The sequence below is a fragment of the Variovorax sp. GW821-FHT09B05 genome (assembly GCF_059418265.1).
This window is the reverse complement of sequence record NZ_JBWKPN010000002.1, coordinates 74,637-100,764: the sequence shown is the minus strand read 5'-3', so window position 1 is coordinate 100,764 and position 26,128 is coordinate 74,637. Positions and strand designations below refer to the sequence as shown.

The 26,128-nt window shown below is 71.0% G+C and carries 19 protein-coding genes; 11 read left to right on the top strand and 8 right to left on the bottom strand.

Features of this window, described 5'->3' with window-relative positions; genetic code table 11:
* The first annotated feature begins 4 nt into the window (after positions 1-4).
* Genes AC07RM_RS05260 through AC07RM_RS05225 form a run of 8 tightly spaced genes read left to right on the top strand, consistent with a single transcriptional unit; the run spans position 5 to position 9,572 of the window.
* Positions 5-1,096: a C45 family autoproteolytic acyltransferase/hydrolase gene (locus AC07RM_RS05260; RefSeq protein WP_495333616.1), complete on the top strand. Its 1,092-nt coding sequence runs from the start codon at positions 5-7 to the stop codon at positions 1,094-1,096.
* 52 nt (positions 1,097-1,148) lie between these two features.
* Positions 1,149-2,753, top strand: coding sequence for an ABC transporter substrate-binding protein (locus AC07RM_RS05255; protein WP_495333614.1), 1,605 nt, complete (start codon positions 1,149-1,151; stop codon positions 2,751-2,753).
* Positions 2,754-2,770: 17 nt separating this feature from the next.
* Positions 2,771-3,715 (top strand): ABC transporter permease, encoded by a 945-nt coding sequence (locus AC07RM_RS05250; protein WP_422097319.1) that lies wholly within the window; start codon positions 2,771-2,773, stop codon positions 3,713-3,715.
* Positions 3,715-4,527: an ABC transporter permease gene (locus AC07RM_RS05245; protein ID WP_057595421.1), complete on the top strand. Its 813-nt coding sequence runs from the start codon at positions 3,715-3,717 to the stop codon at positions 4,525-4,527. The genes AC07RM_RS05250 and AC07RM_RS05245 overlap by 1 nt, the downstream gene beginning before the upstream one ends.
* Complete coding sequence (locus tag AC07RM_RS05240) at positions 4,524-6,191, top strand: ABC transporter ATP-binding protein (protein ID WP_495333612.1); 1,668 nt, start codon at positions 4,524-4,526, stop codon at positions 6,189-6,191. The genes AC07RM_RS05245 and AC07RM_RS05240 overlap by 4 nt, the downstream gene beginning before the upstream one ends.
* Positions 6,188-7,174, top strand: a complete 987-nt coding sequence (locus AC07RM_RS05235) for an alpha/beta hydrolase fold domain-containing protein (protein ID WP_495333610.1) — start codon at positions 6,188-6,190, stop codon at positions 7,172-7,174. Before AC07RM_RS05240 ends, AC07RM_RS05235 begins: the two co-directional genes overlap by 4 nt.
* A gap of 8 nt (positions 7,175-7,182) precedes the next feature.
* Positions 7,183-7,833, top strand: coding sequence for an FMN-binding negative transcriptional regulator (locus tag AC07RM_RS05230; RefSeq protein ID WP_495333609.1), 651 nt, complete (start codon positions 7,183-7,185; stop codon positions 7,831-7,833).
* Between the two features lie 23 nt (positions 7,834-7,856).
* Positions 7,857-9,572 (top strand): hypothetical protein, encoded by a 1,716-nt coding sequence (locus tag AC07RM_RS05225; RefSeq protein ID WP_495333607.1) that lies wholly within the window; start codon positions 7,857-7,859, stop codon positions 9,570-9,572.
* 129 nt (positions 9,573-9,701) lie between these two features.
* Here AC07RM_RS05225 and AC07RM_RS05220 read toward each other — a convergent pair whose 3' ends face one another.
* Genes AC07RM_RS05220 through AC07RM_RS05210 form a run of 3 tightly spaced genes read right to left on the bottom strand, consistent with a single transcriptional unit; the run spans position 9,702 to position 13,196 of the window.
* The gene (locus AC07RM_RS05220; RefSeq protein ID WP_495333605.1) at positions 9,702-11,012 is read right to left on the bottom strand and encodes an MFS transporter; all 1,311 of its coding nucleotides are present in this window, start codon (positions 11,010-11,012) and stop codon (positions 9,702-9,704) included.
* Positions 11,009-12,436 carry an amidase gene (locus tag AC07RM_RS05215; protein WP_495333604.1) on the bottom strand — a complete coding sequence of 476 codons (1,428 nt, stop codon included), beginning with the start codon at positions 12,434-12,436 and terminating at the stop codon, positions 11,009-11,011. Before AC07RM_RS05215 ends, AC07RM_RS05220 begins: the two co-directional genes overlap by 4 nt.
* Position 12,437: 1 nt before the next feature.
* Positions 12,438-13,196, bottom strand: coding sequence for an aldolase (locus tag AC07RM_RS05210; protein WP_495333602.1), 759 nt, complete (start codon positions 13,194-13,196; stop codon positions 12,438-12,440).
* Between the two features lie 223 nt (positions 13,197-13,419).
* Here AC07RM_RS05210 and AC07RM_RS05205 point away from each other — a divergent pair, with 223 nt between their 5' ends.
* The gene (locus tag AC07RM_RS05205; protein ID WP_489042721.1) at positions 13,420-14,415 is read left to right on the top strand and encodes an AraC family transcriptional regulator; all 996 of its coding nucleotides are present in this window, start codon (positions 13,420-13,422) and stop codon (positions 14,413-14,415) included.
* Here the strand turns inward: AC07RM_RS05205 and AC07RM_RS05200 are convergent, their stop codons facing one another.
* The 4 genes from AC07RM_RS05200 to ilvB form a co-directional block, all read right to left on the bottom strand.
* Positions 14,416-15,156, bottom strand: coding sequence for a 3-oxoacyl-ACP reductase family protein (locus AC07RM_RS05200; RefSeq protein ID WP_495333600.1), 741 nt, complete (start codon positions 15,154-15,156; stop codon positions 14,416-14,418).
* A gap of 82 nt (positions 15,157-15,238) precedes the next feature.
* Complete coding sequence (locus AC07RM_RS05195; RefSeq protein WP_495333598.1) at positions 15,239-15,817, bottom strand: TetR/AcrR family transcriptional regulator; 579 nt, start codon at positions 15,815-15,817, stop codon at positions 15,239-15,241.
* A gap of 74 nt (positions 15,818-15,891) precedes the next feature.
* Positions 15,892-19,437: an indolepyruvate ferredoxin oxidoreductase family protein gene (locus AC07RM_RS05190; protein WP_495333596.1), complete on the bottom strand. Its 3,546-nt coding sequence runs from the start codon at positions 19,435-19,437 to the stop codon at positions 15,892-15,894.
* 130 nt (positions 19,438-19,567) lie between these two features.
* Positions 19,568-21,418: a biosynthetic-type acetolactate synthase large subunit gene (ilvB, locus tag AC07RM_RS05185; RefSeq protein ID WP_495333594.1), complete on the bottom strand. Its 1,851-nt coding sequence runs from the start codon at positions 21,416-21,418 to the stop codon at positions 19,568-19,570.
* Between the two features lie 122 nt (positions 21,419-21,540).
* Here ilvB and AC07RM_RS05180 point away from each other — a divergent pair, with 122 nt between their 5' ends.
* Positions 21,541-21,978, top strand: a complete 438-nt coding sequence (locus AC07RM_RS05180) for an Lrp/AsnC family transcriptional regulator (protein ID WP_057595424.1) — start codon at positions 21,541-21,543, stop codon at positions 21,976-21,978.
* A 69-nt stretch (positions 21,979-22,047) separates the two neighbouring features.
* On the opposite strand, the gene AC07RM_RS05175 is transcribed toward AC07RM_RS05180, so the two are convergent.
* On the bottom strand, positions 22,048-23,829 hold the full coding sequence (locus AC07RM_RS05175) for a carboxylesterase/lipase family protein (protein WP_495333592.1): 1,782 nt from the start codon (positions 23,827-23,829) through the stop codon (positions 22,048-22,050).
* A 329-nt stretch (positions 23,830-24,158) separates the two neighbouring features.
* Between AC07RM_RS05175 and AC07RM_RS05170 the strand changes: the two genes are divergently transcribed.
* Complete coding sequence (locus AC07RM_RS05170) at positions 24,159-26,126, top strand: sensor histidine kinase (RefSeq protein WP_495333590.1); 1,968 nt, start codon at positions 24,159-24,161, stop codon at positions 26,124-26,126.
* Positions 26,127-26,128: the final 2 nt, after the last annotated feature.

Here is a 26,128-nt window from a genome sequence, read left to right as displayed (position 1 = left end):
CCCCATGGACATCGAATCCTTCCCCCTCTACGACATCGAGGGCGACGCCGCCCAGTGCGGCCGCCAGTACGGCCGCGCGGCCGGCGACCGCATCGACCTGAGCCTGCGCACCTACCGCGCCGCCTTCGAGCGCGTGGGCCTGAACTGGGAGCGCACGCGCGCGCTGGCGCGCCGCTTCATGCCGCTGATCGAGGCCTTCGACGCCGGCATGCTGCGCGAGATCGAGGGCGTGGCCGAGGGCGCGGGCGTGCCGGCCGAGGACATCGTGGCGCTCAACGCGCGCAGCGAGATGCTCTATGCCTTCCAGCAGCTCGAGGCCACCGAGCCGCCCGACGGCTGCACCGGCGTGGTCGTCATGCCCTCGGCCGCGCGCGACGGCAAGCTGATCCACGCGCAGAACTGGGACTGGCGCGTCGAGAGCCTCGAGCTCGGCGTGGTGCTGCGCATCCAGCCGGCCCAGGGCCCGGCCATCCTGACCTTCGCCGAGGCGGGCACGCTGGCGCGCGCCGGGCTCAACAGCGCGGGCATCGCGGTCACCGGCAACTTCATCAAGGCCGACAGCGACGGCCGCCAGCAGGGCGTGCCGCTGGCGTTGATCCGCCGCGGCATCCTGCAGTCCGAGCTCTACGCCAATGCGCTCGGCGTGGTCTGCCGCAGCGCGCGCTCGATCTCCAACAACATGATCCTCACCCATGCCGAGGGCGAGGCCGTGAGCCTCGAGACCTGCCCCGAGCAGGTGTTCTGGCAGCAGCCCGAGGACGGCGTGCTGGTGCATGCCAACCACTTCAAGACGCCGGCCGCGCTGGCGCGCGTGGTCGACCGCAGCCTCGAGACCACGCCCGACTCGCTCTACCGCGACCGCCGCGTGACCGAGGCCCTGCGCAAGCGCGCCGGCGACCTCACCGAGCAGGACGTGCTCGACGCGCTACAGGACCGCTTCGGCGCGCCGCGCGCCGTCTGCCGCAGCCCGAGCGCGGGCCCGGGCGGCGCGTCCTCGGCCACCGTGGCGACCATCGTGATGGACCCGGCGGCACGGAAGATGCGCATCGCGCCGGCGCCCTTCAAGGCCCACCGCTTCACCGAATATTCCCTCTGAGTTCCTCCCGATCCGATCCCGACCGGCCCAGCCCCCGCCAGGAGTGTTTGCCATGAACCCACCCGTGCCCCCCGCCCGCCCGCCTTCCGTCTCGCGCGCCGCCGCCCTGCTCGCGCTCGGCCTCGCCGCCGGCACCGCCTTCGCCCAGGGCGCGCCCGGCGCCGGCCAGACGCTGCGCATCCAGATCAACTCGGACATCCGCAGCACCGACCCCGGCGGCAACCGCGACGACAACACCGACAACGTGCTGCTGCACATCGGCGAGGGCCTGGTCGCGCTGCGCGAGGACACCTCGGTCGGCCCCATGCTCGCGAGCAAGGTCGACACCTCGGCCGACGGCCTGAGCTACACCTTCACGCTGCGCGACGGCGTGAAGTTCCAGAACGGCGCCACGCTCACGGCCGACGACGTGGTCTGGAGCTGGCAGCGCTACCTCAAGCCCAGCAGCGGCTGGCGTTGCCTCAGCGAGTTCGACGGCAAGGGCATGACCAAGGTGCTCTCGGTGGAGGCGCCGAACCCGAAGACGGTGGTGTTCAAGCTCGACCGCGCGAGCGCGCTGTTCCTCACCATGATGGCGCGGCCCGACTGCGGCGGCGCGGCCATCCTGCACCGCAGTTCGGTCGGCGCCGACGGCCAGTGGAAGGAGCCGGTGGGCACCGGCCCCTACAAGCTCAAGGAATGGAAGCGCGGCCAGTACGTGGAGCTGACCCGCTTCGACGGCTACACCTCGCGCGCCGAGCCGCGCGACGGCCTCACGGGCGGCAAGAAGGCCGAGGTCGAGAACCTGCGCTTCGTCGTCATCCCCGACTCGGCCGCGGCCAAGGCCGCGCTCTACAGCGGCGGCATCGACGCCTTCATCAGCCCCAGCCCGTCGGACGTGATCGAGATGCGCGGCCGCGCCGACGTGCGCGTGGACACCACGCCCGTGATGACCATGGTCGCGCTGCTGCTGCAGACCAACGACCCGGTGCTCAAGGACGTGCGCATCCGCCGCGCGCTGGCGCTGGCGCTCGACACGCCCGAGATCGCGCGCTCGGTCACCGAGGGCCTGTCGGCCGTCAACAACTCGGTCGTGCCCTCGACCAGCCCCTACTACGACGCGGCGCAGGCCGGCGGCTTCAAGCGCGACATCGCCGCCGCCAAGAAGCTGCTGGCCGAGGCCGGCTACCGCGGCCAGCCGATCCGCATGATCGCCAACAAGCGCTACGAGGCGCTCTACTCGGCCGCCGTGCTGGTGCAGGCCATGGCGACCGAGGCCGGCATCAACATCGAGCTCGAGGTGCTCGACTGGGCCACCCAGCTCGACCGCTACACCAAGGGCCAGTACCAGAGCATGGCCTTCGTCTACTCGGCGCGCATCGATCCCGCGCTCAACTACGAGATGGTCTCGGGCGACAAGGCCGCGCAGCCGCGCAAGGTCTGGGACAGCGCCTTCGCCCAGACCCGGCTGGCCGAGACCATGGTCTCGCGCGACAAGGCGCGCCGCCAGGTGCTGTTCGACGAGATGCACCAGCAGATGCTGCAGGACGTGCCGATGATCGTGCTGTTCAACGCCAGCGACGCCACCGCCATGCGCAAGAACGTGGTCGGCTTCAAGGGCTGGGCGCCGGCCAAGCCGCGCTTCTGGAACGTGCGGCTGGCCGCCGCCGGCGGCTGAGCGGAGGCCGCGCCTTCATGCCCGCCTACCTCCTGCGCCGGATCGCGATGACGATCCCGACGCTGCTGCTGGTCTCCATCGCGGTCTTCGCGCTGATGCGGCTGATCCCGGGCGACCCGGTGCTGCTGATGCTCGGCGAAGGGGCCGACCCGGCCCAGCTCGAATCGATGCGCCGCCAGATGGGCCTGGACCAGCCGCTGCCGCTGCAGTACCTGGTCTGGCTGCGCCAGGCGCTGGGCGGCGACCTCGGCGTCTCGACCACCAACGGCCTGCCGGTGCTGCCGCTGATCTGGGAACGCTTCCAGGTCAGCGCCGTCATCGTGCTGGTCGCGGTGGCGCTGGCCTCGCTGATCGCCGTGCCCGCCGGCCTGGTCGCCGCCTGGCGCAAGGACCGCCCCGCCGACCTCGCCATCATCGGCGCGGCCACGCTGATGCTCTCGGTGCCGAGCTTCTGGCTCGGCCTGCTGCTCCTGATGTTCTTCGGCCAGTACCTGCACTGGCTGCCGGTGGTGGGCTACGTGCCGCTGTCCGAGAGCTTCTCGCAGGGCGTGCTCTACGTGATCCTGCCGATCGTCACGCTGGTGCTGGTCGAGACCGGCGTGCTCACGCGCATGTCGCGCGCCAGCACCATCGAGATCCTGCGGCTCGAGTACGTGACGCATGCGCGCGCCAAGGGCGTGCCCGAGTCGCAGGTGCTGCGCCGCCACGTGCTGCCCAATGCCTTCAATCCCACGCTGACCATGATCGGGCTGATCCTCGGCCACCTGCTCAGCGGCATCGCGGTGCTCGAGACGGTGTTCACCCTGCCCGGCCTCGGGCGCCTGATGATCGATTCGATCTTCGCGCGCGACTACCCGGTGCTGCAGGGCTGCCTGCTGTTCACCGCCTGCATCTACGTGGTCATCAACCTGGTCGTGGACATGTGCTATCCCCTGTTCGATCCGCGGGTGTCGGTGCAGTGATGAAGATCAAGACCCATACCCTGGTGGGCGGCGTGCTGATCGCCACGCTGCTGGTGCTGGCCGTGGTGGCGGCCGTCTGGACGCCCTACAACCCGGTCGGCATCGACCTCAAGTCCAAGCTGCAGGCGCCCTCGATGGCGCACTGGCTCGGCACCGACGAGTTCGGCCGCGACGTGGCCAGCCGCGCCATGCGCGCCGCCTCCACCAGCTGCCTGGTGGCGCTGCTCACGGTCGCGCTGGCCACCGCCATCGGGCTGGTGGTGGGCGTGGTCGCGGGCTTCGTGCGCGGCTGGACCGACCGCGTGCTGATGGCCTTCAACGACACGCTGCTGGCCTTCCCGGGCCTGCTGCTGGCGCTGGCCGTGATGGTGATCGTGGGCGCCAACCAGTGGGGCATCGTGCTCGCGCTGAGCCTGGCCTATGCGCCCTCGGTGGTGCGCGTGGTGCGCGGCACCGTGCTGTCGCTGCGCGAGCGCGAGTACGTCGAGGCCTCGCGCATGATCGGCAACGGCGAGATCTACACCATGTGGCGCCACATCCTGCCGAACTGCGTGGCGCCGGTCGCCGTGCTGGCCACCAGCATGTTCGGCTGGGTGCTGCTGTCGGAGAGCGCGCTGAGCTTCCTGGGCCTGGGCGTGCCGCCGCCCGCGCCCACCTGGGGCAACATGCTCTCGAGCGCGCGCCCCTACATGGTCTCGGCCGTCTGGCTGTGCGTGGTGCCGGGCCTGTGCATCGCGCTCACGCTGCTGGGCATCAACCTGCTGGGCGAATCGCTGCGCGACCGGCTCGATCCGCGGACGGAGAAGTCATGAGCGCGCCTTCCAACCCCTCTCCTGTTCTTTCGGTCGAGCACCTGCGGATCGCGCTGCGCCACGGCACCCAGCCGCTGGTGCACGACCTCTCGTTCGAGGTCCGGCCCGGCGAGTTCCTCGCCGTGGTCGGCGAATCGGGCAGCGGCAAGACCATGGCCGCGCGCGCCATCCTGCAGCTGCTGCCGCCCGGCATCGCGCAGACCGGCGGGCGCATCGTGTTCGACGGCCAGGACCTGAGCCGGCACGACGCGCAGGCCATGCGGCCGATCCGCGGCCCGGGCATCGGCATGGTGTTCCAGGAGCCGATGGTCTCGCTCAACCCGGTGCACCGCATCGGCGAGCAGATGGCCGAGGGCCTGCGCATGCACCACCGGCTGTCGGCCGCCGAGATCCGCGCGCGCAGCCTCGAGATGCTGCGCCGCGTGCAGATCGCCGACCCCGAGCGCTGCATGCAGGCCTATCCGCACGAGTTCTCGGGCGGCATGCGCCAGCGCATCATGCTCGCGAGCGTGATGCTGCTGAAGCCGCGCCTCTTGATCGCCGACGAGCCCACCACCGCGCTCGACACCCTGAGCCAGCGCGAGGTGCTCGACCTGATGGTCGAACTGGCGCGCGACAACGGCACGGCCGTGCTGCTGATCACGCACAACCTCGGCCTGGTGGGCCGCTATGCGCAGCGCGCGATCGTGCTCGAGAAGGGCCGGCTGGTCGAGACCGGCGACGTGCCCTCGATCCTGGTCGCGCCGAAGCAGGCCTACACGCGCAAGCTGGTCGACGCGCTGCCGCGCCGCCAGGCCGCCAAGCCGACGGCCACCGAAACCCGCCAGCCGCTGCTGCAGGTGCGCGGCCTCGGCGTGAGCTATCCCGGCGCGCGCCTGGGCTTCTTCAAGCGCCAGCCGCCGGTGCCCGTCATCGATGCGCTCGACCTCGACATCCACCCGGGCGAAATGGTCGCGCTGGTGGGCGGCAGCGGCTCGGGCAAGACCACGTTGGGCCGCGCCATCCTGCGGCTCGCGCCCTCGAACGCCGGGCAGATCCTGTTCCGCGGCGAGGACGTGCGCACCGCCGGCCGCGCCGCGCTGCACCGCTTCCGGCTGGCCTGCCAGCTCGTGTTCCAGGACCCCTTCTCCTCGCTCGACCCGCGCATGCGCGTGCAGGAGATCGTGGCCGAGCCGCTGCGCCACCTGCCCGAGCTCGATGCGGCGGCACGCCTGCGGCGCGTGGCCGAGACGCTCGACGAGGTCGGCCTCGACGGCCTGGGCGCGCGCTATCCGCACGAGCTCTCGGGCGGCCAGCGCCAGCGCGTGGCGATCGCGCGCGCGCTGGTGCGCCGGCCGGCCTTCGTGGTGGCCGACGAGCCGGTGTCCGCGCTCGACATGACGATCCAGGCCCAGGTGCTGCGGCTGTTCCAGAGCCTGCAGCAGCATCACGGCTTCGCCTGCCTGTTCATCAGCCACGACCTCGCGGCCGTCGAGCAGATCGCCGACCGCGTGATCGTGATGGAGCGCGGCCGCATCGTGGAGCAAGGCGCGCGCGACGCGGTGTTCGACCAGCCGCGCCATGCCTACACCCAGGCGCTGCTGGCGGCCACGCCGCGGCCGCTGCACGAACTGGCCGAGCCTGCCGTCGACATCCAACCCGTTCCCGAGAAAGCCTTCGCGTGACCTCCCCCTTGCCCTACAGCTGGCAGCATCCCAGCGCCCCGCCGCCGCTCGACCCGCAGATCGTCGAGTTCATGCGCCTCATGGGCGCCGAGGGCGCGCGCTATCCGAAGCGCCACACCATTCCCATCGCCGAGGGCCGCGCCAATGCCGAGAAGGTGCGCGCGCCGTGGACGCAGGGCGGGCCCGAGATGGCGCGCAGCGTCGACCACCGCGTGCCCACGCGCCACGGCGAGGTGCGCATCCGCGTGCACTACCCCGCGCAGCGCGCGCTGCAGGGTGCGCTGGTCTACATCCACGGCGGTGGCTTCGTGCTGTTCAGCCTCGACACCCACGACCGCGTGATGCGCGAGTACGCGGGCCGCGCCGGCATCGCGGTGATCGGCATCGACTACACGCGCGCCCCCGAGGCGCGCTTTCCGCAGCCGCACGACGAATGCGTGGACGTGATGCGCTGGCTGGCCGCCCATGCGGGCACGCTCGACATCGATCCCGCGCAGCTCTTCATCGGCGGCGACTCGGCCGGCGCGAACCTCTCGGTCGGCGCCTGCCTGGTGCTGCGCGACGAGGGCGATGCGCTGCCGCTGGGCATGCTGCTGAACTACGGCGCCTACAGCACCGAGCTCTACCGCGAATCGGTGGTGCGCTACGGCGCGGGCGAGTACGGCCTCTCGCTGCACATGATGCTGTGGTTCTACGGCCTCTATGCGCGCGGGCCCGCCGACTTCGCCGATCCGCGCCTGCACAGCCTCTCGGCCCGGCTCGAAGATTTGCCGCCGGCCTGCATGGTGGTCACCGAATGCGACCCGCTGTACGACGACAACCGGCTGATGGCCGCGCGGCTGCGCGAGGCCGGCGTGGTGGTCAGCGAGACGCTCTACCCCGGCACCATCCACGGCTTCCTCGAGGCGGTCTCGGTCGCCGACGTGGCCGGCCGCGCCTTCGACGATTCGGTGCGCTGGCTGCGCGACCTCGCCACGCGCTGAGCCGCCGCATGTACACGCCCAAGCCCTATGTAGAGGCCGAGCTCGCGACGCTGCACGAAGGCATGCGCGCCTGGAGCTTCGCCACACTGGTCACGGTCGGCCCGGCCGGCGCCAGTGCCACCCACCTGCCCTTCCTGCTCGATGCGCAAGAGGGCGAGGCCGGCCTGCTCACCACCCATCTCGCGCGGAAGAACCCGCAGCTCGAGGACCTGCGCGCGGGCCGCGAGGCGCTGGTGATCTTCCAGGGCCCGCATGCCTTCGTCACACCGAGCTGGTACGTCAAGCAGAGCACCTTTCCGACCTGGAACTACAGCGCGATCCATGCGCGCGGCACGCCGCGCGTGATCGAGGAGCGCATGGCGATCCACGCCGTGCTGCGCCGCACCGTCGCGGTCTACGACACGCCGCTGCGCGCCGAATGCGCGGGCCGCTGGGACTTCGACGCCATGCCCTTCGACTTCGTCGCGCCGCGGCTCGACATGATCGCGGCGGTGGAGATTCCCGTGCAATCGCTCGAGGGCAAGTTCAAGCTCAATCAGGACCGCTCGGAGGAGGACCGGCGCGGCGTGATCGCCGCGCTCGAGCGGCTCGGCGAGCCGCAGGGCGTGGCCGTGGCGCGGATGATGCGCGAGCGGCTGGAGACCACCACGAGCGCTTGAAGCCTCGCGGCACAATGATCCGCGTGCCGCTTCTTCACCGCCTGTTCGCCGGCCTCGCGCTGGCCTCCCTCTTCGCCACCGCCCACGCGACCGAGCCGCTGCTGCTCGTCACCGCGCCCGCGGCGCTGCAGGCGGCCGAGAAGTCCGGCGCCGACTTCGCCCACTGGCTGGCCGACACGCCGGCCGCCGACGGCATCGCGAGCAACCAGGTGCTGATGCGCTCGAAGGCCTGGCGCTCGATCGCCGAGCCCCTCGGCGCCAGCCTCGCGGCCATCCAGCGCCGCGACAAGCAGGCCGGCGTCGGCATCGCGAAGTACCCGCACCGCCTGTTCGACGCGCGCTGGCTCGCGAGCCCCGATGCCTTCTTCGAACTGGTGGGCGTGGCCAACCGCATGGACCGGCGCCCGTTCCAGGACGGCGCCTGCGGCGAGACCCGGCTCGTGTACCGCCTCGCCTACCGCACGAGCGCGATGCAGTCGCGGCTGCCGATGACCGTCAACGTCGAGCTGCGCGGCGACGCGCACGATGCCGACGGCGGCTGCGCCTCGGCCGCGCAGCGCTGGCAGCCGCCGCAGTCCGCGATGGCCGACGTGGCGCTGGGCCGCTGGCTGGTGTCCGCCGACGGCCCGCTCGCGCCGCAGCGGCTCGCGCCCGCGCGCATCTCGCAGCTCACGGTGAACCTGCAGAGCGTGCGCTGGCCCTCGGCCGTGCGGCCCGACCTCGGCGGCCATGCCGAATACATGCTGCGTGCCTTCCGCTGGAATGCAGCCGCGAAGCGCTACGACGTGGGCCCGCTCGAGAACACGCCCGATGTCGCGAAGCTCAAGGCCAGCGCACCGCTGCGCCAGGAGCTGAAGCAATGGCTCCGCCAGCCCGAGAACCTGCGCGCGCTCGACGAAGCCACGCTCAGGATCCCCGAGCGCTTCCTCGCCACCGAGGCCATCTCGGTCGCGCCGCGCGGCCTCGAGCGCCTCGCCAACCGTCCGTTCGAGCAGCTCTTCCCCGAAAGCGAATGGCAGGCCGTGCCCGGCAGCCGCACGCTGCAGTCGCCGCGGGCCCTGCTGCGCCGGCTCGACGACCTCAGTTGCATGGGCTGCCACCAGAGCCGTGCGGTCGCGGGCTTCCACCTGCTGGGCGTCGATCGCCGCGGTGCCTCGCGCAGCTTCACGCCCGGCAATGCGCTCGCGGTGCCGCACTCGCCGCATCTGCAGGACGAACTCGCGCGCCGTGCGCGCTACCTGCAGGCCGCGCTGACCACGCCGAAGCCCGATCCCTTCCGGCCGCTCGCGGAGCCGCTCGATGCGAACACACGACCGGAGCCGGCGATCGTCGGCGCGCGCTGCGAACCCACGCGCATCACGGCCTCGGCCAACCCCTGGCTCGACCGCGCCGAGAAGCTGCCGCGCACCGCCTGCGAAGGCGCCGCCTCGGTCTGCGAGAAGACCGCGGTCGGCTTCCCGGGCGGCATGTGCTCGGGCCCCTGCGATCCCAGGGACCCGAACGGCACGTGTGGCGGCATCGCGATCCTCAGCGACTTCAACCAGTGCCTCGCGGCCAGGCGGCCCTTCGGCGAATGCCTCGCGAAGCACACGCGCCCCGGCAACCTGCGCAGCTGCTCGGCCACCGCGCCCTGCCGCGACGACTACATCTGCGCGCAGGCCGAGAGCCAGGCCGAAGGGCGCGGGGCCTGCATCCCGCCCTACTTCCTGTTCCAGATGCGGGTGGACGGCCACTCCTGACTTTCACCCTCCCCCGCTGGGGGAGGGCCGGGGTGGGGGCACCGGGCGCATCCATCGCCCCGCCGCCGTCGACCGCCCGGTGCCCCCATCCCGACCTTCCCCCAGAGGGGGAAGGAGTTGGGGAAGGAGTCACCCCTCGTTCGCCGCCGGCCGCATCTTCCACGCCGACAGCGCCGCCACCGCCCCCAGCACCGCCACATACGCCCCCACCGGCACGATGCTGCCGTACTTCGCCACCAGCGTCGCCGCGATGATCGGCGCCAGCCCGCCGCCGAGCGCGGCCGCCATCTGGATGCCGATCGAGATGCCCGAGTAGCGCAGCTCGGCCGGGAACTGCGCCGCGTAGAGGTTCGACTGCGGCGCGAACATCAGCGGGTAGTTGAGCGCGAGCGCCACCACCATCGCCACCGTGTAGGCCGTGAGCGAGCCGCTGCCGATGGCCTGGAACAACGGCAGCGCCATCAAGGCCAGCAGCGCGCCGCCGAACACGTAGAGCCGCCGCGCGCCGACGCGGTCGGCCAGCCAGCCGAACAGCGGAATGGTCAGCACCATCAGCGACGAACCCAGCACCAGCGCATGCAGCGCATCGCCGCGCGAGAAGCCCAGCCGCGTGACCGCGTAGGAGATCGAGAACACCAGGAGGGTGTAGATCAGCGTGACCTCGGCCAGCTTGCCGCCGATGGTCAGCAGCAGCGGCCGCCAGTGCGCCAGCACCACTTCGCGCGCCGGCAGCGCGGCGGTCTTGCGGTGCGCCTTCACGGCCTCGAACTCGGGCGACTCGTCGATGCGCGTGCGGATGAAGATGCCCACCGCGATCAAGAGCGCGCTGGCCAGGAACGGCAGCCGCCAGCCCCAGTGCAGGAAGGCGTCCTCGGGCAGCTGCGTGACCAGCGCGAACGCACCCGACGACAGCAGCACGCCGATCGGCGCGCCCATCTGCGGCATGCTGCCCACCAGCGAGCGCCAGCGCGGCGGCGCATGCTCGACCGCCATCAGCATCGCGCCGCCGAGTTCGCCGCCGAAGGACAGCCCCTGGCCGATGCGCAGCAGCACCAGCAGCACCGCGGCCCAGAGCCCGATCGACTCGTAGGTCGGCAGCACGCCGATCAGCACCGTGCAGATGCCCATCATCAAGAGGCTCAGCGTCAGCATGGCCTTGCGACCCAGCCGGTCGCCGTAGTGGCCGAACACGATGCCGCCGATCGGCCGCGCGAGCATGCCGCTCGCGAAGGTGCCGAAGGCCGCCAGCGTGCCGGTCACCGGATCGAAGTTCGGAAAGAACAGCTTGTTGAAGACCAGCGCGGCCGCCGTGCCGTAGGCCAGGAAGTCGAAGCCCTCGATGGCGGTGCCGGCCATGGTGGCGGCGCCGACCTTCCAGACGCTCTGCGGCTTGGCGGCTGCGGGCGCGGCGGCGCCCACCGGTGTGGCGATGGTGTTCATGCGGGGAGCTCCTCGTTGTGGTCCTGAATCGATGCCGGATGGCGCCGGTGCCAATCGGTCGCGCCCTGGTAGGCGCGGCCGGCGCGCAGCATCGTGGCCTCCTGCAGGTGCGCCGCCACGAGCTGGAAGCCGATCGGATGGCCCTCGGGCGTGAAGCCGCAGGGCAAGGTCAGCGTCGGATGGCCGCTCATGTCGTAGGGCGCGGTGAAGCGCAGCAGCTTGAGCAGGTCACCCTCGTCGGTGCCCAGCGTGGCCATGCGCGCATTGCTGAAGCCGGCGTCGCAGGTCACGGGAATCGCGAGCAGGTCGATGTCGCCGAACAGCTTGACCAGCGCGCCGCGAAAGTTCAGCCGCTGCATCAGCAGCTTCTGCAGCTCGATGCCCGACTGCGCGCGGCCCACCTCGATGAAGCCCGAGAGCACCGGGCCGTAGCGCTCCTTCTGCGCCGGGTACGTGGCCTCGTGCGCGGCCGCCATCTCCACGGCCGAGAAGCGCAGCCAGCCTGCGATCACCTCCGACGGATCGGGCAGCCGCACCTCGCGCAAGGTGGCGCCCAACCCGGTGAGCGTGGCCAGCGCCGCCTGCATCGCGGCGCGCGTGGGTGCATCGACGTCGCGTGCGATGTGGTCGGCATCGATGCCGATGCGCAGCCCCGCCGCGCCCTGGGCCGACAGCGCCAGGTAGTCGGGCACGGCATCGGGCAGCGCCGTGGGATCGTCCTCGTCGGCACCGGCCAGCGCGGCGAGCATCGCCGCCGCATCGGCCGCGCTGCGCGTCATCGGCCCCACGTGGTCGAGCGAGGCCGAGTTCTCGAACACGCCGAAGCGCGACACGCGGCCCCAGCTCGGCTTCAACCCCGTGAGGTTGTTGGCCGCGCAGGGAAAGCGGATCGATCCGCCCGTGTCGGTGCCCAGCGAGCCGAAGCACAGGCCCGCGGCCGTGCCCACGCCCGAGCCGCTCGAGGAGGCGCCGGGCCACTGGTCCGCGTTCCACGGATTGACCGGCGCGACGATGCTGCGGTGGTGCTCGGCGAACGCGCCCTCGGTGTGCTGCAGCTTGCCGAGGATCACCGCGCCGGCCTCGCGCAGCTTGCGCACCACGGTCGAGTCACGCTCGGGCCTGAAGTCGGCGTAGACCTCGGTGCCGTTGGCGCAGACCACGCCGGCCGCATGGCAGTTGTCCTTGACCGCCACTGGCACGCCGTGCAGCGGGCCGCGCCAGCCGCCGCGCGTAATCTCCTCCTCGGCACGGCGCGCCTCGGCGCGCGCGCTCTCGGGCATGGTGCGCGCATAGGCATGCAGCGCGGGGTCGACAGCCTCGATGCGCGCCAGCATGCGCTCGGTCAGCTCGATGGGCGACAGCGCGCGCTCGCGCAGCCGCTGCGCCACCTCGGTCAGTTCCAGGAAATGCAGGTCCTCGCTCATCTCAGATCTCCTTGGCCTCGACCTGCCGCGCGAACATCGCGAAGCTGGCTTTCACGATGCTCGGCTGCAGCAGGAAGTCGTGCGATTCGCGTGCCAGCGCCGGATCGACCAGCTTGAGCCGCCCGTAGGCGCTCTGCGCGATCAACTGGTTGCGCGCGGCGCGCTCGATCAGCACCGAGAGGTAAAGCGACTCCTCCACGCTCGAGGTGGCGGCCAGGAAGCCATGGTTGGCCAGCAGCACGCAGCGCTTGGCGCCGAGCGCGGCCGAGATGATCTCGCCCTCCACGTCGGCGATCGGCAGGCCCGGCCATTCGGCGAGGAAGGCGCAGTCGTCGAAGAAGGGCGTGGCATCCATGTGCGCGACCTGCAGCGGCTCGCCGGTCATCGACAGCGCCGACACATAGGGCGGATGGGTATGGATCACGCAGTGGACGTCGGGCCGGCGCCGGTACACCCAGAGGTGGAAGCGCACGGCCGGGTTGGGCACGCCGCGGCCCTCGAGCACGCGCAGCGAATCGTCGATGCGCATCACCGAGCCCGCGCGGATCTCGCCGAACGCATGCGCCAGCGGCGTGGTGAGGAAGCTGCCGTCGGCCTGGCGCACCGTGATCTGACCGGCCAGGGTTTCGGAATGGCCCTCCTTCGCGAGGATGCGGCAGCTCAGCGCGAGCTTCTCGGCATCGCTCCAGTGGCCGACGGTGAGGCCGTCGAGCTTCAGGGGCGCGTCGGCGGAGGGGGCGTCTGTGACGGTGGGGTTCACGCGGTTTTCCTTCATCGGTGGTCGATGGCCGCCAATGTAGGAAGCGATGCCGCGCCGGGCCTTGCGCCTGCGCGCACGCGCATTGATCCAGCGCGCCAATGCGATGGGACCCCGATCCCGCCCGCTAGTGGAAAGTCTCGATGTGCGGCCGCGGCGCCCCCTCCAGACTGCGGGCGCGGGCCCTTGGCACGAACCATGCACGCGGCCCGGCTCCCACCCCACCATGCACCACGACCCGACCCCGCACCTGAGCTTCGCGCCGCACCTGCGCCCCTTCTACCCGGGCGACCTGCGCGGCTACTCGACCACGCTCGACGCGCTGGTCTACCCTGGCGAACTCAGCGTGCAGCACAGCCATCCGCGCATGAACCTCGAGGCCTGCCGGCTCGTGGGCGGCGGCATCGCGGTCAGCTTCGATTCCACGCCGATGCAGGTGCGCCATGCGGCGGGCCAGTCCGGCCACGACGGCGCGGGCGAGGTGCTCGCGATGATCGCGGTCGACGGCCAGGGCACGATCGAGCAGGCCGGCCGCCGGCTGCCCTTCCGCAAGGGCGACATCGTGTTCCGCACCACGCGTCTGCCCTCGACCTGCGCGCTCGACGAATCGGGCCGGCTGGTGCAGCTGCGGCTGCCGGCCGGGCGCTTCTTCGGCATCTATGCCGACCTGCGCGACAACTTCGAACCTTCGCTGGCCCAGGCCGACTCCACGCTGGCCGAATCGGCGCGCCAGCAGCTCGACCGCCTGTTCGCGGTGCAGGCGCAGCCGCATCCGGCGCTGGCCTATTTCTCGGAGCAATCCTTCGTCTCGCTGCTCGCGGCCATCTACTGCGAAGCGGTGGCCGGCGCGCCGCAGGCCGGCGATGCGGGCGCGGCCAAACGCCACGAACGCGACCGCTGGCAGCGGCTCGCGGCCTATGTCGAGGCCAACCTCTGCGACCCCGAGCTCTCGGTCGAGGCGATCGCGCGCGAGCTGTGCATCTCCAAGCGGCTGGTGCACCGCCTGTTCGCCACGCAGCAGACGCAGTACGGCGCCTACCTGCGCGAGCGCCGCCTCGAGCGCGCGGCCGAGGAACTGGCCAACGAGCGGCTGGCGCAGCTCAGCGTGACCGAGATCGCGTTCCGCAACGGCTTCAACGACCCCAGCCATTTCAGCCGCGCCTTCCGCGACCGCTTCGGCACCACGCCGGGCGGCTACCGCGCGACCCGCCCGCCGGCCTGATCAGGCCAGGTAGCCGCCGTCCACCGTCAGCGCCGCGCCGGTGACGAAGCTGGCGTCGGGCCCCGCGAGGTAGGCCACCATGCCCGCGATCTCGCTGTCGTGCCCCATGCGGCCCAGCGCCATCAGCGGCTCCAGCCGCTCGCCGTAGGCCGACTTCGGCGCCATGTCGGTATCGGTCGGCCCGGGCTGCACCACGTTCACCGTGATGCCACGCGGCCCGAGGTCGCGCGCGAGGCCGCGCGCCATCGAGGCCACCGCGCCCTTGGTCATCGCATAGACCGACGAACCCGCGAAGCCCACGCGATCGGCCACCACGCTGCCCGTGATGACGATGCGCGCGCCACGCTCCATGTGCTTGAGCGCCGCCTGCACCGCCACGAAGGTCGAGCGCACGTTGACCGCGAACATGCGGTCGAAGTCGGCGAGCGCGTAGTCCTCGACCATGCCGCCCACCAGGATGCCGGCGTTGTTCACCAGCAGGTGCAGTCCGCCGAAGGCCTCGGCCGCGGCGTCGACCGCCTGCCACACGGCCTGTGCATCGGCGCTGTCGGCGCGCAGCGCGAGCGCGCGGCCGCCCTGCCCTTCGATCTCGGCCACGAGCGCCTGCGCCGCCGCGTCCGACGACGCATAGGTGAAGGCCACGGCCGCGCCATCGTTCACGAGCCGCCGCACGATGGCCGCACCGATGCCGCGCGAGCCGCCGATCACGAGGGCGGCCTTGCCGGAGAGAGATTTCGTCATGTCGACTTCCTTTTTTAACGGATCGATCGATCCAGAATAGAGCAAAAAAAGCGCACCCGAAACCGGGCGCGCACACACGCATTCAACGCAGGCCGCGCATCGCCATGCGCGCGATGTCGCGCAGGTCCTCGACCGAAGCACCGCCGCGTCCCGAGAGCTTGAGCCCCGACAGCGTGGCCATCAGGAACTGCGCGGCCGCGCGCGGCGCAAGCGCGGCATCGATCTCGCCCGCGGTCTGGGCCTCGCCGATGCGGCCCTCGATGGCCGACTGCAGCATGCGGCCCGCGGTGTCGGTCAGCAGGCTCACCTCGGCATCGCCGCGGCCGAATTCGCAGACCGCGCCGATGCCCATGCAGCCCGGCTGGCCCTGCGCGCCGAAATGCGTCGCCATGCCGTCGAGCATGGCCGCTAGCCCCGCGCTCGGCGAGGCCGCGCCATGCAGCGCGCGGATGTGCTGCGACACATGGCCCACGGCGTACTGCTGCAGCGCCTCGAGATAGAGCCTGCGCTTGTCGCCGAAGGTGTCGTACATGCTCTGGCGGCTGATGCCCATGGCGGCGAGCAGCATCTCGGTCGAGGTGCCGTCGTAGCCGTGGTCGCAGAACACGGCGATCGCGCCCTGCAGCGCGGCGTTGCGGTCGAAGGCTTTGGGTCGGGCCATGGCGGGCGAGTCTAGCGATTCCGGATCACCCTGTCCAAAACAGGTGATTCCGGAATCGCCCTCGCCCTTCCTCCTCAGGCCGGCACCGCCTCGCGCGCCACCGGGTCCGCTTCGGCGCGCGGCGCCACGAGGCGCGAACGCAACGCATCGCGCCTCACCTGCGCGGCGGCGATGCTCGCCTCCTTCACATGGCCGTAGCCGCGGATCTGCTCGGGCAGCTTCGCGAGCGCCAGCGCCGTCTCGGCATCGACCTCGTCCCAGCGCGCGAGGATGTCCTCGATGCCCGCGCGGTACTCCTCGATCAGGCGGCGCTCCGTCCGGCGCTCCTCGGTGCGGCCGAAGGGATCGAAGGCCGTGCCGCGCAGCCGGCGCAGCGCGGCCAGCACGCGGAAGCCCTGCAGCATCCACGGCCCGAAGGCGCGCTTGACCGGCCGGGCCTGCGCATCGCGCTGGCCCAGGATCGGCGGCGCGAGGTGGAAGCGCAGCTTGGGCGTGCCCTCGAATTCCTGCTGCAGCTTCTTCATGAAGGCGCCGTCGGTGTACAGGCGCGCGACCTCGTACTCGTCCTTGTAGGCCATCAGCTTGAACAGGTTGGCCGCCACCGCGCGCGTGAAGCGATCACCGCGGCCGCGGGCCTGCTCCACGGCACGCACCCGCGCCACGAAGTCCGAGAAGCGCCGCGCATAGGCCGCGTCCTGGTAGGCCGTGAGGAAGGCCGTGCGGTCCGCGAGCAAGGCATCGAGCCCCTGCGGCAGCTGCAGCGCCACCGGCTGCGCGGGCGAGGCCTCGCGCGCCACGGCCGCGAGGTCGAGCGCGGCGCGCCGGCCCCAGTGGAAGGCCTGCTGGTTGGCCTTCACGGCCACGCCGTTGATCTCGATCGCGCGCAGCAGCGCGGCCGAACTCAGCGGCACGCAGCCCTTCTGGAACGCGAAGCCCAACAGGAACAGGTTGGCCGCGATGGCGTCGCCCATGAGCCGGGTCGCGAGGCCCGTGGCGTCGATGAAGTCGGCCTTGCCGGCCACCGACTCCTCGATCAGCGCACGCACCTGGCCGGCCGGGAAGGTCCAGTCGGGGTCCTGCGCGAAATGGCCGGTCGGCTGTTCGAAGGTGTTCACCAGCGCATAGCTGCGGCCCGGGCGCATCTTGGCGATGGCGTCGGGCGCGCCCGCGGTCAGCATGTCGCAGCCCAGCACCAGGTCGGCCTCGCCGGTGGGAATGCGCTGCGCCTTGAGCTGCGCCGCGTCGCGCGCCAGCCGCACGTGCGAGGTCACCGAGCCGTTCTTCTGCGACATGCCCGTCATGTCGAGCACGCTCGCAGCCTGGCCCTCGAGGTGCGCGGCCATGCCGATCAGCGCGCCGATGGTGATGACGCCGGTGCCGCCGATGCCGGTGATCAGGATGTTGTGCATGCCCTCGATCGCATGCACGGGCGGCTCGGGCAGCGCCGCATCGGCCTCGGCGCCGCGCGCGGCCACCGGCTCGATGCGCCGCGGCTTCACGCCTTCCACGCTCACGAAGCTCGGGCAGAAGCCCTTGACGCACGAGTAGTCGGCGTTGCACGCGCTCTGGTCCACGCGGCGCTTCAGGCCATGGGGCGTGGGCTGCGGCAGCAGCGAGGTGCAGTTCGACTGTTCGCCGCAGTCGCCGCAGCCCTCGCACACGGCCTCGTTGATGAACACCCGGTGCGAGGCCTGCGGGAACTCGCCCTTCTTGCGGCGCCGGCGCTTCTCGGCCGCGCAGACCTGGTCGTAGATCAGCACCGACACGCCCTCGTAGTCGCGCAGCGTGCGCTGCACCGCGTCCATCTCGTCGCGGTGGTGGACGGTGAGGACGAAGCCGCCGCCATCGGCCGGCAGCGGCGAGCGGTCGCGCCAGCGCGTCGGGTCCTCGGCCACCAGCGCGATGCGGCGCACGCCCTCGGCCGCCACCTGGTGCGCGATGCGCGGCACGCTCACCGGCCCGTCGACGGGCTGGCCGCCGGTCATCGCCACCGCGTCGTTGTAGAGGATCTTGTAGGTGATGTTCACGCCCGCGGCCACGGCGGCGCGGATCGCCATCGAGCCCGAGTGGTAGTAGGTGCCGTCGCCGAGGTTGGCGAACACGTGGTGGCGCTTCGAGAACCAGGCCTGGCCGAGCCAGGGCGCGCCCTCGCCGCCCATGTGGGTCGTCGTGCGGTTGTGCTCGGGATAGATCGCGGTCGCCATCACGTGGCAGCCGATGCCGGCCAGCGCCAGGCTGCCCTCGGGCACCTTGGTCGAGGTGTTGTGCGGGCAGCCCGAGCAGTACCAGGCCTGCCGCGCCGGCGTGGCCACGGCCTTGCCGAGCACCACGTCCTTGGCGTCGAGGATCGCCAGCCGCGTGCGGATCATGTCGCTGGTGTGGAAGCGCGCCACCCGCGCGGCGATCACGCGCGCGATCTGCGCCACCGAGAAGTCGGCCGTGGCCGGCAGCAGCCACTGGCCGCGCGGATGCGCGCCCCATTCGCCGCGCTCGTCGAACTTGCCGATCACGCGCGGGCGCACGTCCTCGCGCCAGTTGTAGAGATGCTCCTTGAGCTGGTACTCGACGATCTGGCGCTTCTCCTCGATCACCAGGATCTCGTCGAGCCCGTCGGCGAACTCGCGGATCGAGTCGGGCTCCAGCGGCCAGGGCATCGCCACCTTGAACACGCGGATGCCGATGCGCGCCGCCTCGGCCGCGTCGATGCCCAGTTCCTCGAGCGCCTCCAGCGCGTCGCGGTACGACTTGCCCGAGGCCACGATGCCCAGCCGCGCCGAGGGCGCGTCGATGGTCACGCGGTTGAGCCGGTTGGCGCGCGCATAGGCGATGGCCGCGTAGATCTTCGCGTCCTGCATCAGCGCCTCCTGCTTGCGCGCCTGCACGCCCAGCGTGTCGGTCGACAGCCGCGCATGCATGCCGCCCGCGGGCGCCACGAAGTCCTCGGGCAGCAGGGTGCGCACGTTCTGCGCGTCGGCCGGGATCGAGCCCGACGACTCCACCGTGTCGGCCAGCGCCTTGAAGCCCACGGGCAGCCCGGCGAAGCGCGACATCGCGAAGCCGTGCAGGCCCAGCTCGATGTACTCCTCCACGCTCTGCGGATAGAGCATCGGGATCATCGAGGCCGCGAACAGGTGGTCGCTCTGGTTCGGCAGCGTCGACGAATAGGCGCCGTGGTCGTCGCCCGCCACCAGCAGCACGCCGCCATGGGGCGAGGTGCCCGCGTGGCTCATGTGCTTGAAGACGTCGCCGCAGCGGTCCACGCCGGGCGCCTTGCCGTACCACATGGCGAACACGCCATCGACCGCGCTCTCGCCGGTCAGGTGCACCTGCTGCGTGCCCCAGACGGCGGTGGCCGCCAGTTCCTCGTTCACGCCGGGCAGGAACTTGACGTGGTTGGCATCGAGATGCGGCTGCGCCTTCCACAGCGCCTCGTCGAGCCCGCCGAGCGGCGAGCCGCGGTAGCCGGAAACGAAGCCTGCAGTGTTGAGGCCGTTGGCCTGGTCGCGCCATCGCTGCACGAGCATGAGGCGCACCAGCGCCTGGATGCCGCTCAGGTAGACGCGGCCGGACGTGGAGGTGTACTTGTCGTCCAGCGAGACGCTGGCGAGATCGTGGGACATGAGAGAAGGCTCCGGTAAGAGTCGCGAGAGATGCCCGTTCGGCCACCGGTAAGCGGCCTGCGGGCGGAACACGCGCCGCGGGTAAGCGGCGCGCGTTGGGGAAGATAGCGCAGCGCGGAGGATCGTGGGCTCAGGCCTCCTTCTGTTCGTACCAACGGTCCTTGGCCAGCATCACCTCGTTGTGCGCCGCGCCGGCCGGCATCATCGGAAAGCAGTTCTCCTGCGCCGCCACCTGCACGTCGAGGAAGAACGGCCCCTCGCTCGCCAGGCATTCGGCCAGCGCCGCGGGCAGCTCGGCGGGATCGCTCACGCGCCGCGCGCCCCAGCCGAAGGCCTTGGCCAGCGCCACGAAATCGGGCAGCGCCTCGTTCCAGCTGTGGCTCAGGCGGTTGCCGTGGTTGAGCTCCTGCCACTGGCGCACCATGCCCATGTAGCCGTTGTTGCACAGCACCAGCTTGACCGCCGCGCGGTGCTGCACCGCGGTCGAGAGCTCCTGGATGTTCATCAGCACCGAGGCATCGCCGCTCACGCACACGGCCAGCGCCTCGGGATGCGCCACCTGCGCGCCGATCGCCGCGGGCAGGCCGTAGCCCATGGTGCCGGCGCCGCCCGAGGTGAGCCAGCGGCGCGGCCGGTCGAAGCGCAGGTACTGCGCGGCCCACATCTGGTGCTGGCCCACGTCGGTCGAGACGATGGTGTCGCGCCCCGTGTCGGCGATCGCCTGCTGCAGCGAGGCCATGAGGCGTTGCGGCAGGATCGCGTCGGCGCGCGGCGCGAAGCCCAGGCAGTCCTCGGCGCGCCAGCGCTCGATGCGCTGCCACCAGGGCGCGAGCCGCGCGGCCTCGAAGCGCTCGGGCAGCAGCGCGAGCAGCGCCTCGAGCACGGCGGCGCAGTCGCCCACCATCGGCACGTCGACCTGCACCACCTTGTTGATGCTGCTCGGGTCGATGTCGATGTGGATCTTGCGTGCATGCGGGCAGAAGCGGTCGAGCTTGCCGGTCACGCGGTCGTCGAAGCGCGCGCCCACGCAGACCACGAGGTCGGCCTCGTGCATCGCGAGGTTGGCCTCGAGCGTGCCGTGCATGCCGAGCATGCCGAGGAAGGCCGGGTCCGAGGCCGGGAACGCGCCCAGCCCCATCAGCGTGAGCGTGCACGGCGCATGCAGCCGCCGCACCAGCTGCGTGAAGGCCTCGCAGGCCGCGGGGCCGGCATTGATGAGGCCGCCGCCGCCATAGAGCACCGGCCGGCGCGCGGTCGAGATCAGGTCGGCCGCGCGCTGCATGCAGGCGCGCGGCGGCACCGGCGAGCGGTGCGTGCGCAGCGGGCGCGGCACGGGCACCGGCGCGCCCTGCCCCGGCAGCGCGAGCTGCACGTCCTTCGGCACGTCGAGCAGCACCGGGCCCGGCCGGCCCGCGGCCGCGATCTCGAGCGCGCGCCGCACCATCGTCGGCACCTCGTCGGGCGTGCGCACCTGGTGGTTCCACTTGGTCACCGGGCGCGACATGCCCAGCGCATCGCTTTCCTGGAAGGCCTGCGTGCCGATCACCGCGGTCGACACCTGGCCGCTGATGCACAGGAGCGGCACCGAATCGCTGATCGCGTCGAGCAGGCCCGAGATGGTGTTGCCCACGCCCGGGCCCGAGGTGACCAGCACCACGCCCACGCGGCCCGTGGTGCGCGCATAGCCCTCGGCCGCGTGCACGGCCGCCTGCTCGTGGCGCACCAGCACGTGGCGCAGCCGCGGCTCGCCGTGCAGCGCGTCGTACAGCGGCAGCGCGGCGCCGCCCGGGTAGCCGAAGAGGGTGTCGACGCCGCAGGCCACCAGCGTGTCGAGCAGCGCCTCGGCGCCGTTGCGCACGCGCGGCGCGGTGTCGATGGCGAGCGCGGCATCGAGGGGCAGATCGGTGGCCGCGCCGATGTCCGAAAGATTTTCGGCATCCAGCGTCAGGGCGAGGTCGTTGGGGAGGTCGAGCAGTCTCATGCCGTCAATTCTTCCGGGTTTGAGGCAGAATTTGCTTCTGATTTTTGGATATTCAGGCCTCAAACATGAAAATCAATCGCAAATCCTCGCAAGATGACGAAGGACTTTTCGACAAGATCGACATGGCGATCCTCCGGGTGCTGCTGCTCGATTCGCGCAAGACCCTGCAGGACATCAGCGCCGAGGTCGGCCTCTCGCCCACCAGCTGCTGGACGCGCATCAAGAAGCTCGAGGCACAGGGCGTGATCAAGCGCTACACGGTCGACATCGATCCGGCCAAGCTCGGCTACCAGGACTCGGTGATCGTGCAGGTCACGCTCGAGAGCCACACCGACGAGACGCTCTACGACTTCGGCCGCACCCTGGCCACCATCCCCGAGATCCAGGAGGCCTACCTGGTCTCGGGCGACTACGACTACTACATCCGCATCGCGGTGCGCGACACGCGCGACTACGAGCGGCTGCTGCGCGAGAAGCTCTACAAGATCCCCGGCATCCGGCACAGCAAGTCGCACTTCGTGCTGCGGGTGCTGAAGGAAGCGAGCATGCCGATCCTCTGAAAGAAAAAAAAGCCGCCCCGGGCCGGCGGGACCGGCCCCGGGCGGCTCGGGCGCTCGCGCGCCGCGGCCTTACTGCTGCACCGTGATCGCCTTCGCCGTCAGCGAGGCATCGAAGTTCAGCATCGCCGGATACTGCGGCCAGTTCACGCCCAGCGCCGCGTTGTTCGGATCGCCGCCGCGCGCGAACGCCGCCAGGCTCTTCATCATCGCGTCCGACAGCTGCAGCCGCCCCGGCTCGTTGGCCTTCGAATTGGCGAACTTCGAATAGAGCGACGGCCCGAAGTTGCCGAACACGAACGGAAGGTCGAAGGTGTGGGCCGCGCCGAAGATGTCGTTGAACGGCGCCGGCGACTTGTCCCAGTTGAACTGGTACCACCACAGCGGCACCTTCTGCGCCGCGAGCACCGGAAAGATCTGCTTGCGCAGCGCGATGAAGAAGTACTGGTTGTAGAGGTCGGTGCGCGCGTTGAAGCCGGTCACCGGCGTCGTCACCGGCAGGTACTGGCCCGGAATCCACTGCTCGAGCGAGGTCGCCGGCGCCGCGTTCGGATCGTAGCTGTAGGCCATCGAGAACACCGTTGGGTCGTCGAGCAGCCGGCCGCTGATGCCGCCGAAAGCGGGCGAGCTCGCGAGGTTTTGCGGGAACAGCTTGGTCTCGTCGCGCGTGTAGCCGGCCAGCACCGGCACCTTGAGGAACTCGCCCGCGTTGATCGCCGCGATCGGGTTGGTCGGCACCACCACGCCGTCGTTGAGCGGATTCGAGGCCGACAGCCCCAGCGGCACCAGCTTGTTGAGCACGGTCTGCAGCAGCGTGTCGGCGCTCTTCGAGCGCAGGTAGGCCGCGAGGTCGGCATTGCTCTGCGACGCGATGTAGGCGGTGGCCGCCGCCGTGTCCTTCACCGTGCCGTCGGCCACCAGCAGCGCCGCCAGCAGCGCGTTGTTCTGGTTCGGCACCGTGGTCGCGGTGGCGACACCGCCGCTCAGCGGCACCAGGCGCTGGAACAGCGCGGGCTTGGTGTTGACCACCAGCGGCGAGACCATCAGCGCATAGATGTTGACCGCGCCGGCCGACTGGCCCATCAGCGTCACGTTGGCCGGGTCGCCGCCGAAGCGCGCGATGTTCGCGTTGACGAACTTCATACCCTTGATCAGGTCGAGGATCGCGTAGTTGCCCGAGTCGTCGTTCGCATCCACGCCGGCCTTGAGCTGCGGCGAGGCCAGGAAGCCGAGGATGCCGAGCCGGTAGTTGATCGACACCACCACCGCGTTGGCCGCCTTCGCGAGCGCCGCGCCGTCGTAGACCGGGTCGCCGGTGTAGCCCGTGATGTTGCTGCCGCCGTAGACGAACACGATGACCGGCAGCTTGTCGGTCGCGGCCGCGGTCGAGGGCGTCCAGATGTTGAGGTACAGGCAGTCTTCCGAGCCCGTGGTCTTGCCGATCGAGCTGCCGATGGTCTCGTCGTAGCGGTTGTTCTGGCCCGGGCCGTAGAGCCGGCCCGTCTGCGCGCAGGCGTTGCCGAGCTTCTGCGTGGTCTTCGTCGCGGTCCACGGTTCGGGATCCACCGGCGCCTTCCAGCGCAGCGCGCCGACCGGCGGCTTGGCGAAGGGCACGCCCTTCCAGCTGTAGGTGCCGTTGGTCGCGGAGTCGTCGTTGCCCTGCACGGGTCCGTAGGCCGTGGTGCGCAGCACCGGGGACTGCGCGGGCGGCGTGTCGGGCGGCGGGTTGCTCGTCGTGGGTGGGGGCAAGGCCACGAAGCCGGCACTGCCGCCTCCACCGCCGCCGCAGGCCGTGAGTTGCAGCAGGGCGAGAACGGCGCAGGCGGCACCGGCGCGCAGAGGGCGAATCGTCATGAAGTCTCCTGTTTTTTCCAGTGGTGATGGCCGCCGGCCCGAGGACCGACGACCAACCACGAGTCTCGGCACGGTCGGCTCCGATTCCAATGTGGCGCGCGCACACCTTTGGCCCGCGTTCTATGTGAGGGCAAGGGCCGCGGGGGCGATAGCGCGCCGATAATTGCCGTCGACCCGCGAAGACGGGACAGCGAACGAGCCGCCGGTGCGCGCGGCCGTTCGATCGGGGAGAAACCGGCGGCCCACGGGTGCGCCCCTCGCTGCAAGCGGCCGGCGCCCGACCGGCGCACGCCGCGAGCCGACAGCGAGTTCCAAGGCGCAAGCGTTCGATGAGACAGGGCAACAACGACGGCGGGCGAGCCGGTCGGGGGATCGCGGCCTTCTGGCGCGCGCTGCCGCTGATCGTGCTGCTGCTGTGCTGTGCGCGCGCTCCCGTCGCGGCGCCCGTGCTGCCCGGCGACCAGCCCATCCACATCACCGAGGCCGAGCTGCAGTCGGTGCCCGGCTCCGGCTTCACGGCCCCGCCGCTGCTGTCGGTCGATGCCGAACTGCCGCGCGGCGGCTGGAAACCGGTCGGCCTGCCCTACACCGCCGACCGCGAGCTCGTGCCCACTGCTTCCAGTGGCATGCGCACCGTCACCGACTGGTACCGCCTCGACCTTGGCAGGCTGCCGCCTTCGACGCAGCCGCGCCTGCTCTACCTGCCGCGCTGGAAGACCCTGGGCCACATCGCCGTGTACGGCGACGGCGTGCTCATCTACCAGTCGCACGGCAGCCCGATCCACAACGGCTACAACCATCCGCTGCTGCTGCCGCTCAATCCCGCGGCCCAGGCACCCACGCCCGCCTCGGTGCTGATCCGTGTCGACCGGCTGCGCAACAGCGGCAGCGGTGTCTCGACCGTGTGGGTGGGCCACGAGGAAGACCTGTCCTGGCGCTACCAGGCGCGCCATCTGCTGCAGGTGCAGCTGCCGTTCATGGGCAGCGCCGCCTTCCTCGCGGTCGGCGCCTTCGCCTTCGCCGTGTGGCTGGGCAAGCGGCGCGAGCCGCTCTACCTGCTGTTCTTCGCCATCTCGGCGGCCGCCTTTTTGCGCATGCTCCATTACTACGTGGGCGGCAGCTACATCCCGATGTCGGACGACTGGTTCGAGTGGATGACCGTGGCCAGCCTGCTGTGGCTGATCCTGTTCGTCCACCTGTTCCTCGAGCGATTGCACCGGCAACCCTCGCCCTGGCTCACGCGGCTGTCGGTCGGTCTCGTGCTGGCCTGCAACCTCGCGACCCTGCCCCACGTCTCGCGCTCGATCGTCAGCCTCTACCTGTTCACCCCGCTGCTGAACCTCGCCGTGCTGCCCGTGGCCGTGCTGATCTTCTCGGTGAACCTGCGCAAGGCCTACCGCGTGCAGTTGCCCGAGGGCCGGCTGGTCGCGGCCTGGACCATGATCGCCGTCGCCTTCACCGGCTACGACGCCCTGCTGCAGAACAACCTCGTGGGCCCCGAGAGCGTCTATACCTCGCCCTACGCCATCATCGGCCTGTTCTTCGTCTTCTCGTACATCATGTTCCTGCGCTACACCGGCGCCTTCGCCGAAGTGGCGCGGCTCAACAAGGGCCTGGCGCACCGGCTGCGCGAGCGCGAGGACGAACTCAAGCAGAGCTACGAACGGCTGCGCGTGGTGGAGAACGAGCAGATGCTCAACGCCGAGCGCCGCCGCCTCATGCAGGACATGCACGACGGCCTGGGTTCCTCGCTGATCGGCGCCATCCGCTCGGTGGAGCAAGGCAGCATGAGCGATGCCGGGATCGCCGACATGCTCAAGGGTTGCATGGACGACCTCAAGCTCGCCATCGATTCGATGGAGAGCGTCGACGCCGACCTGCTGCTGCTGCTCGCGACCCTGCGCTTCCGGCTCGCGCCGCGCATCGAGGGCGCCGGCATCGCGCTGCGCTGGGAGGTGCAGCCCGTGCCGCCCCTGCCCTGGCTCGACCCGGGCAGCGCGCTGCACATCCTGCGCATCATGCAGGAGTGCATCGCCAACGTGATGCGCCACACGCGCGCCACCACCCTGCGCGTGAGCACCGCGGCCACCGACGATCTCGTATGCGTGACCATCGAGGACAACGGGCCGGGCTTCGACGTGGCCGAGGCGCTGCAGCATGGCGGGCGCGGGCTGCGCAATCAGCAGCAGCGCGCGCGGGCGATCGGCGGAACGGTGGGATGGCAGTCGGGCAGCGAAGGCACGCGCTTCACGCTGTGGCTGCCGATCGAACGCGAGACCGCGCCCGCCACGGCCTGAGC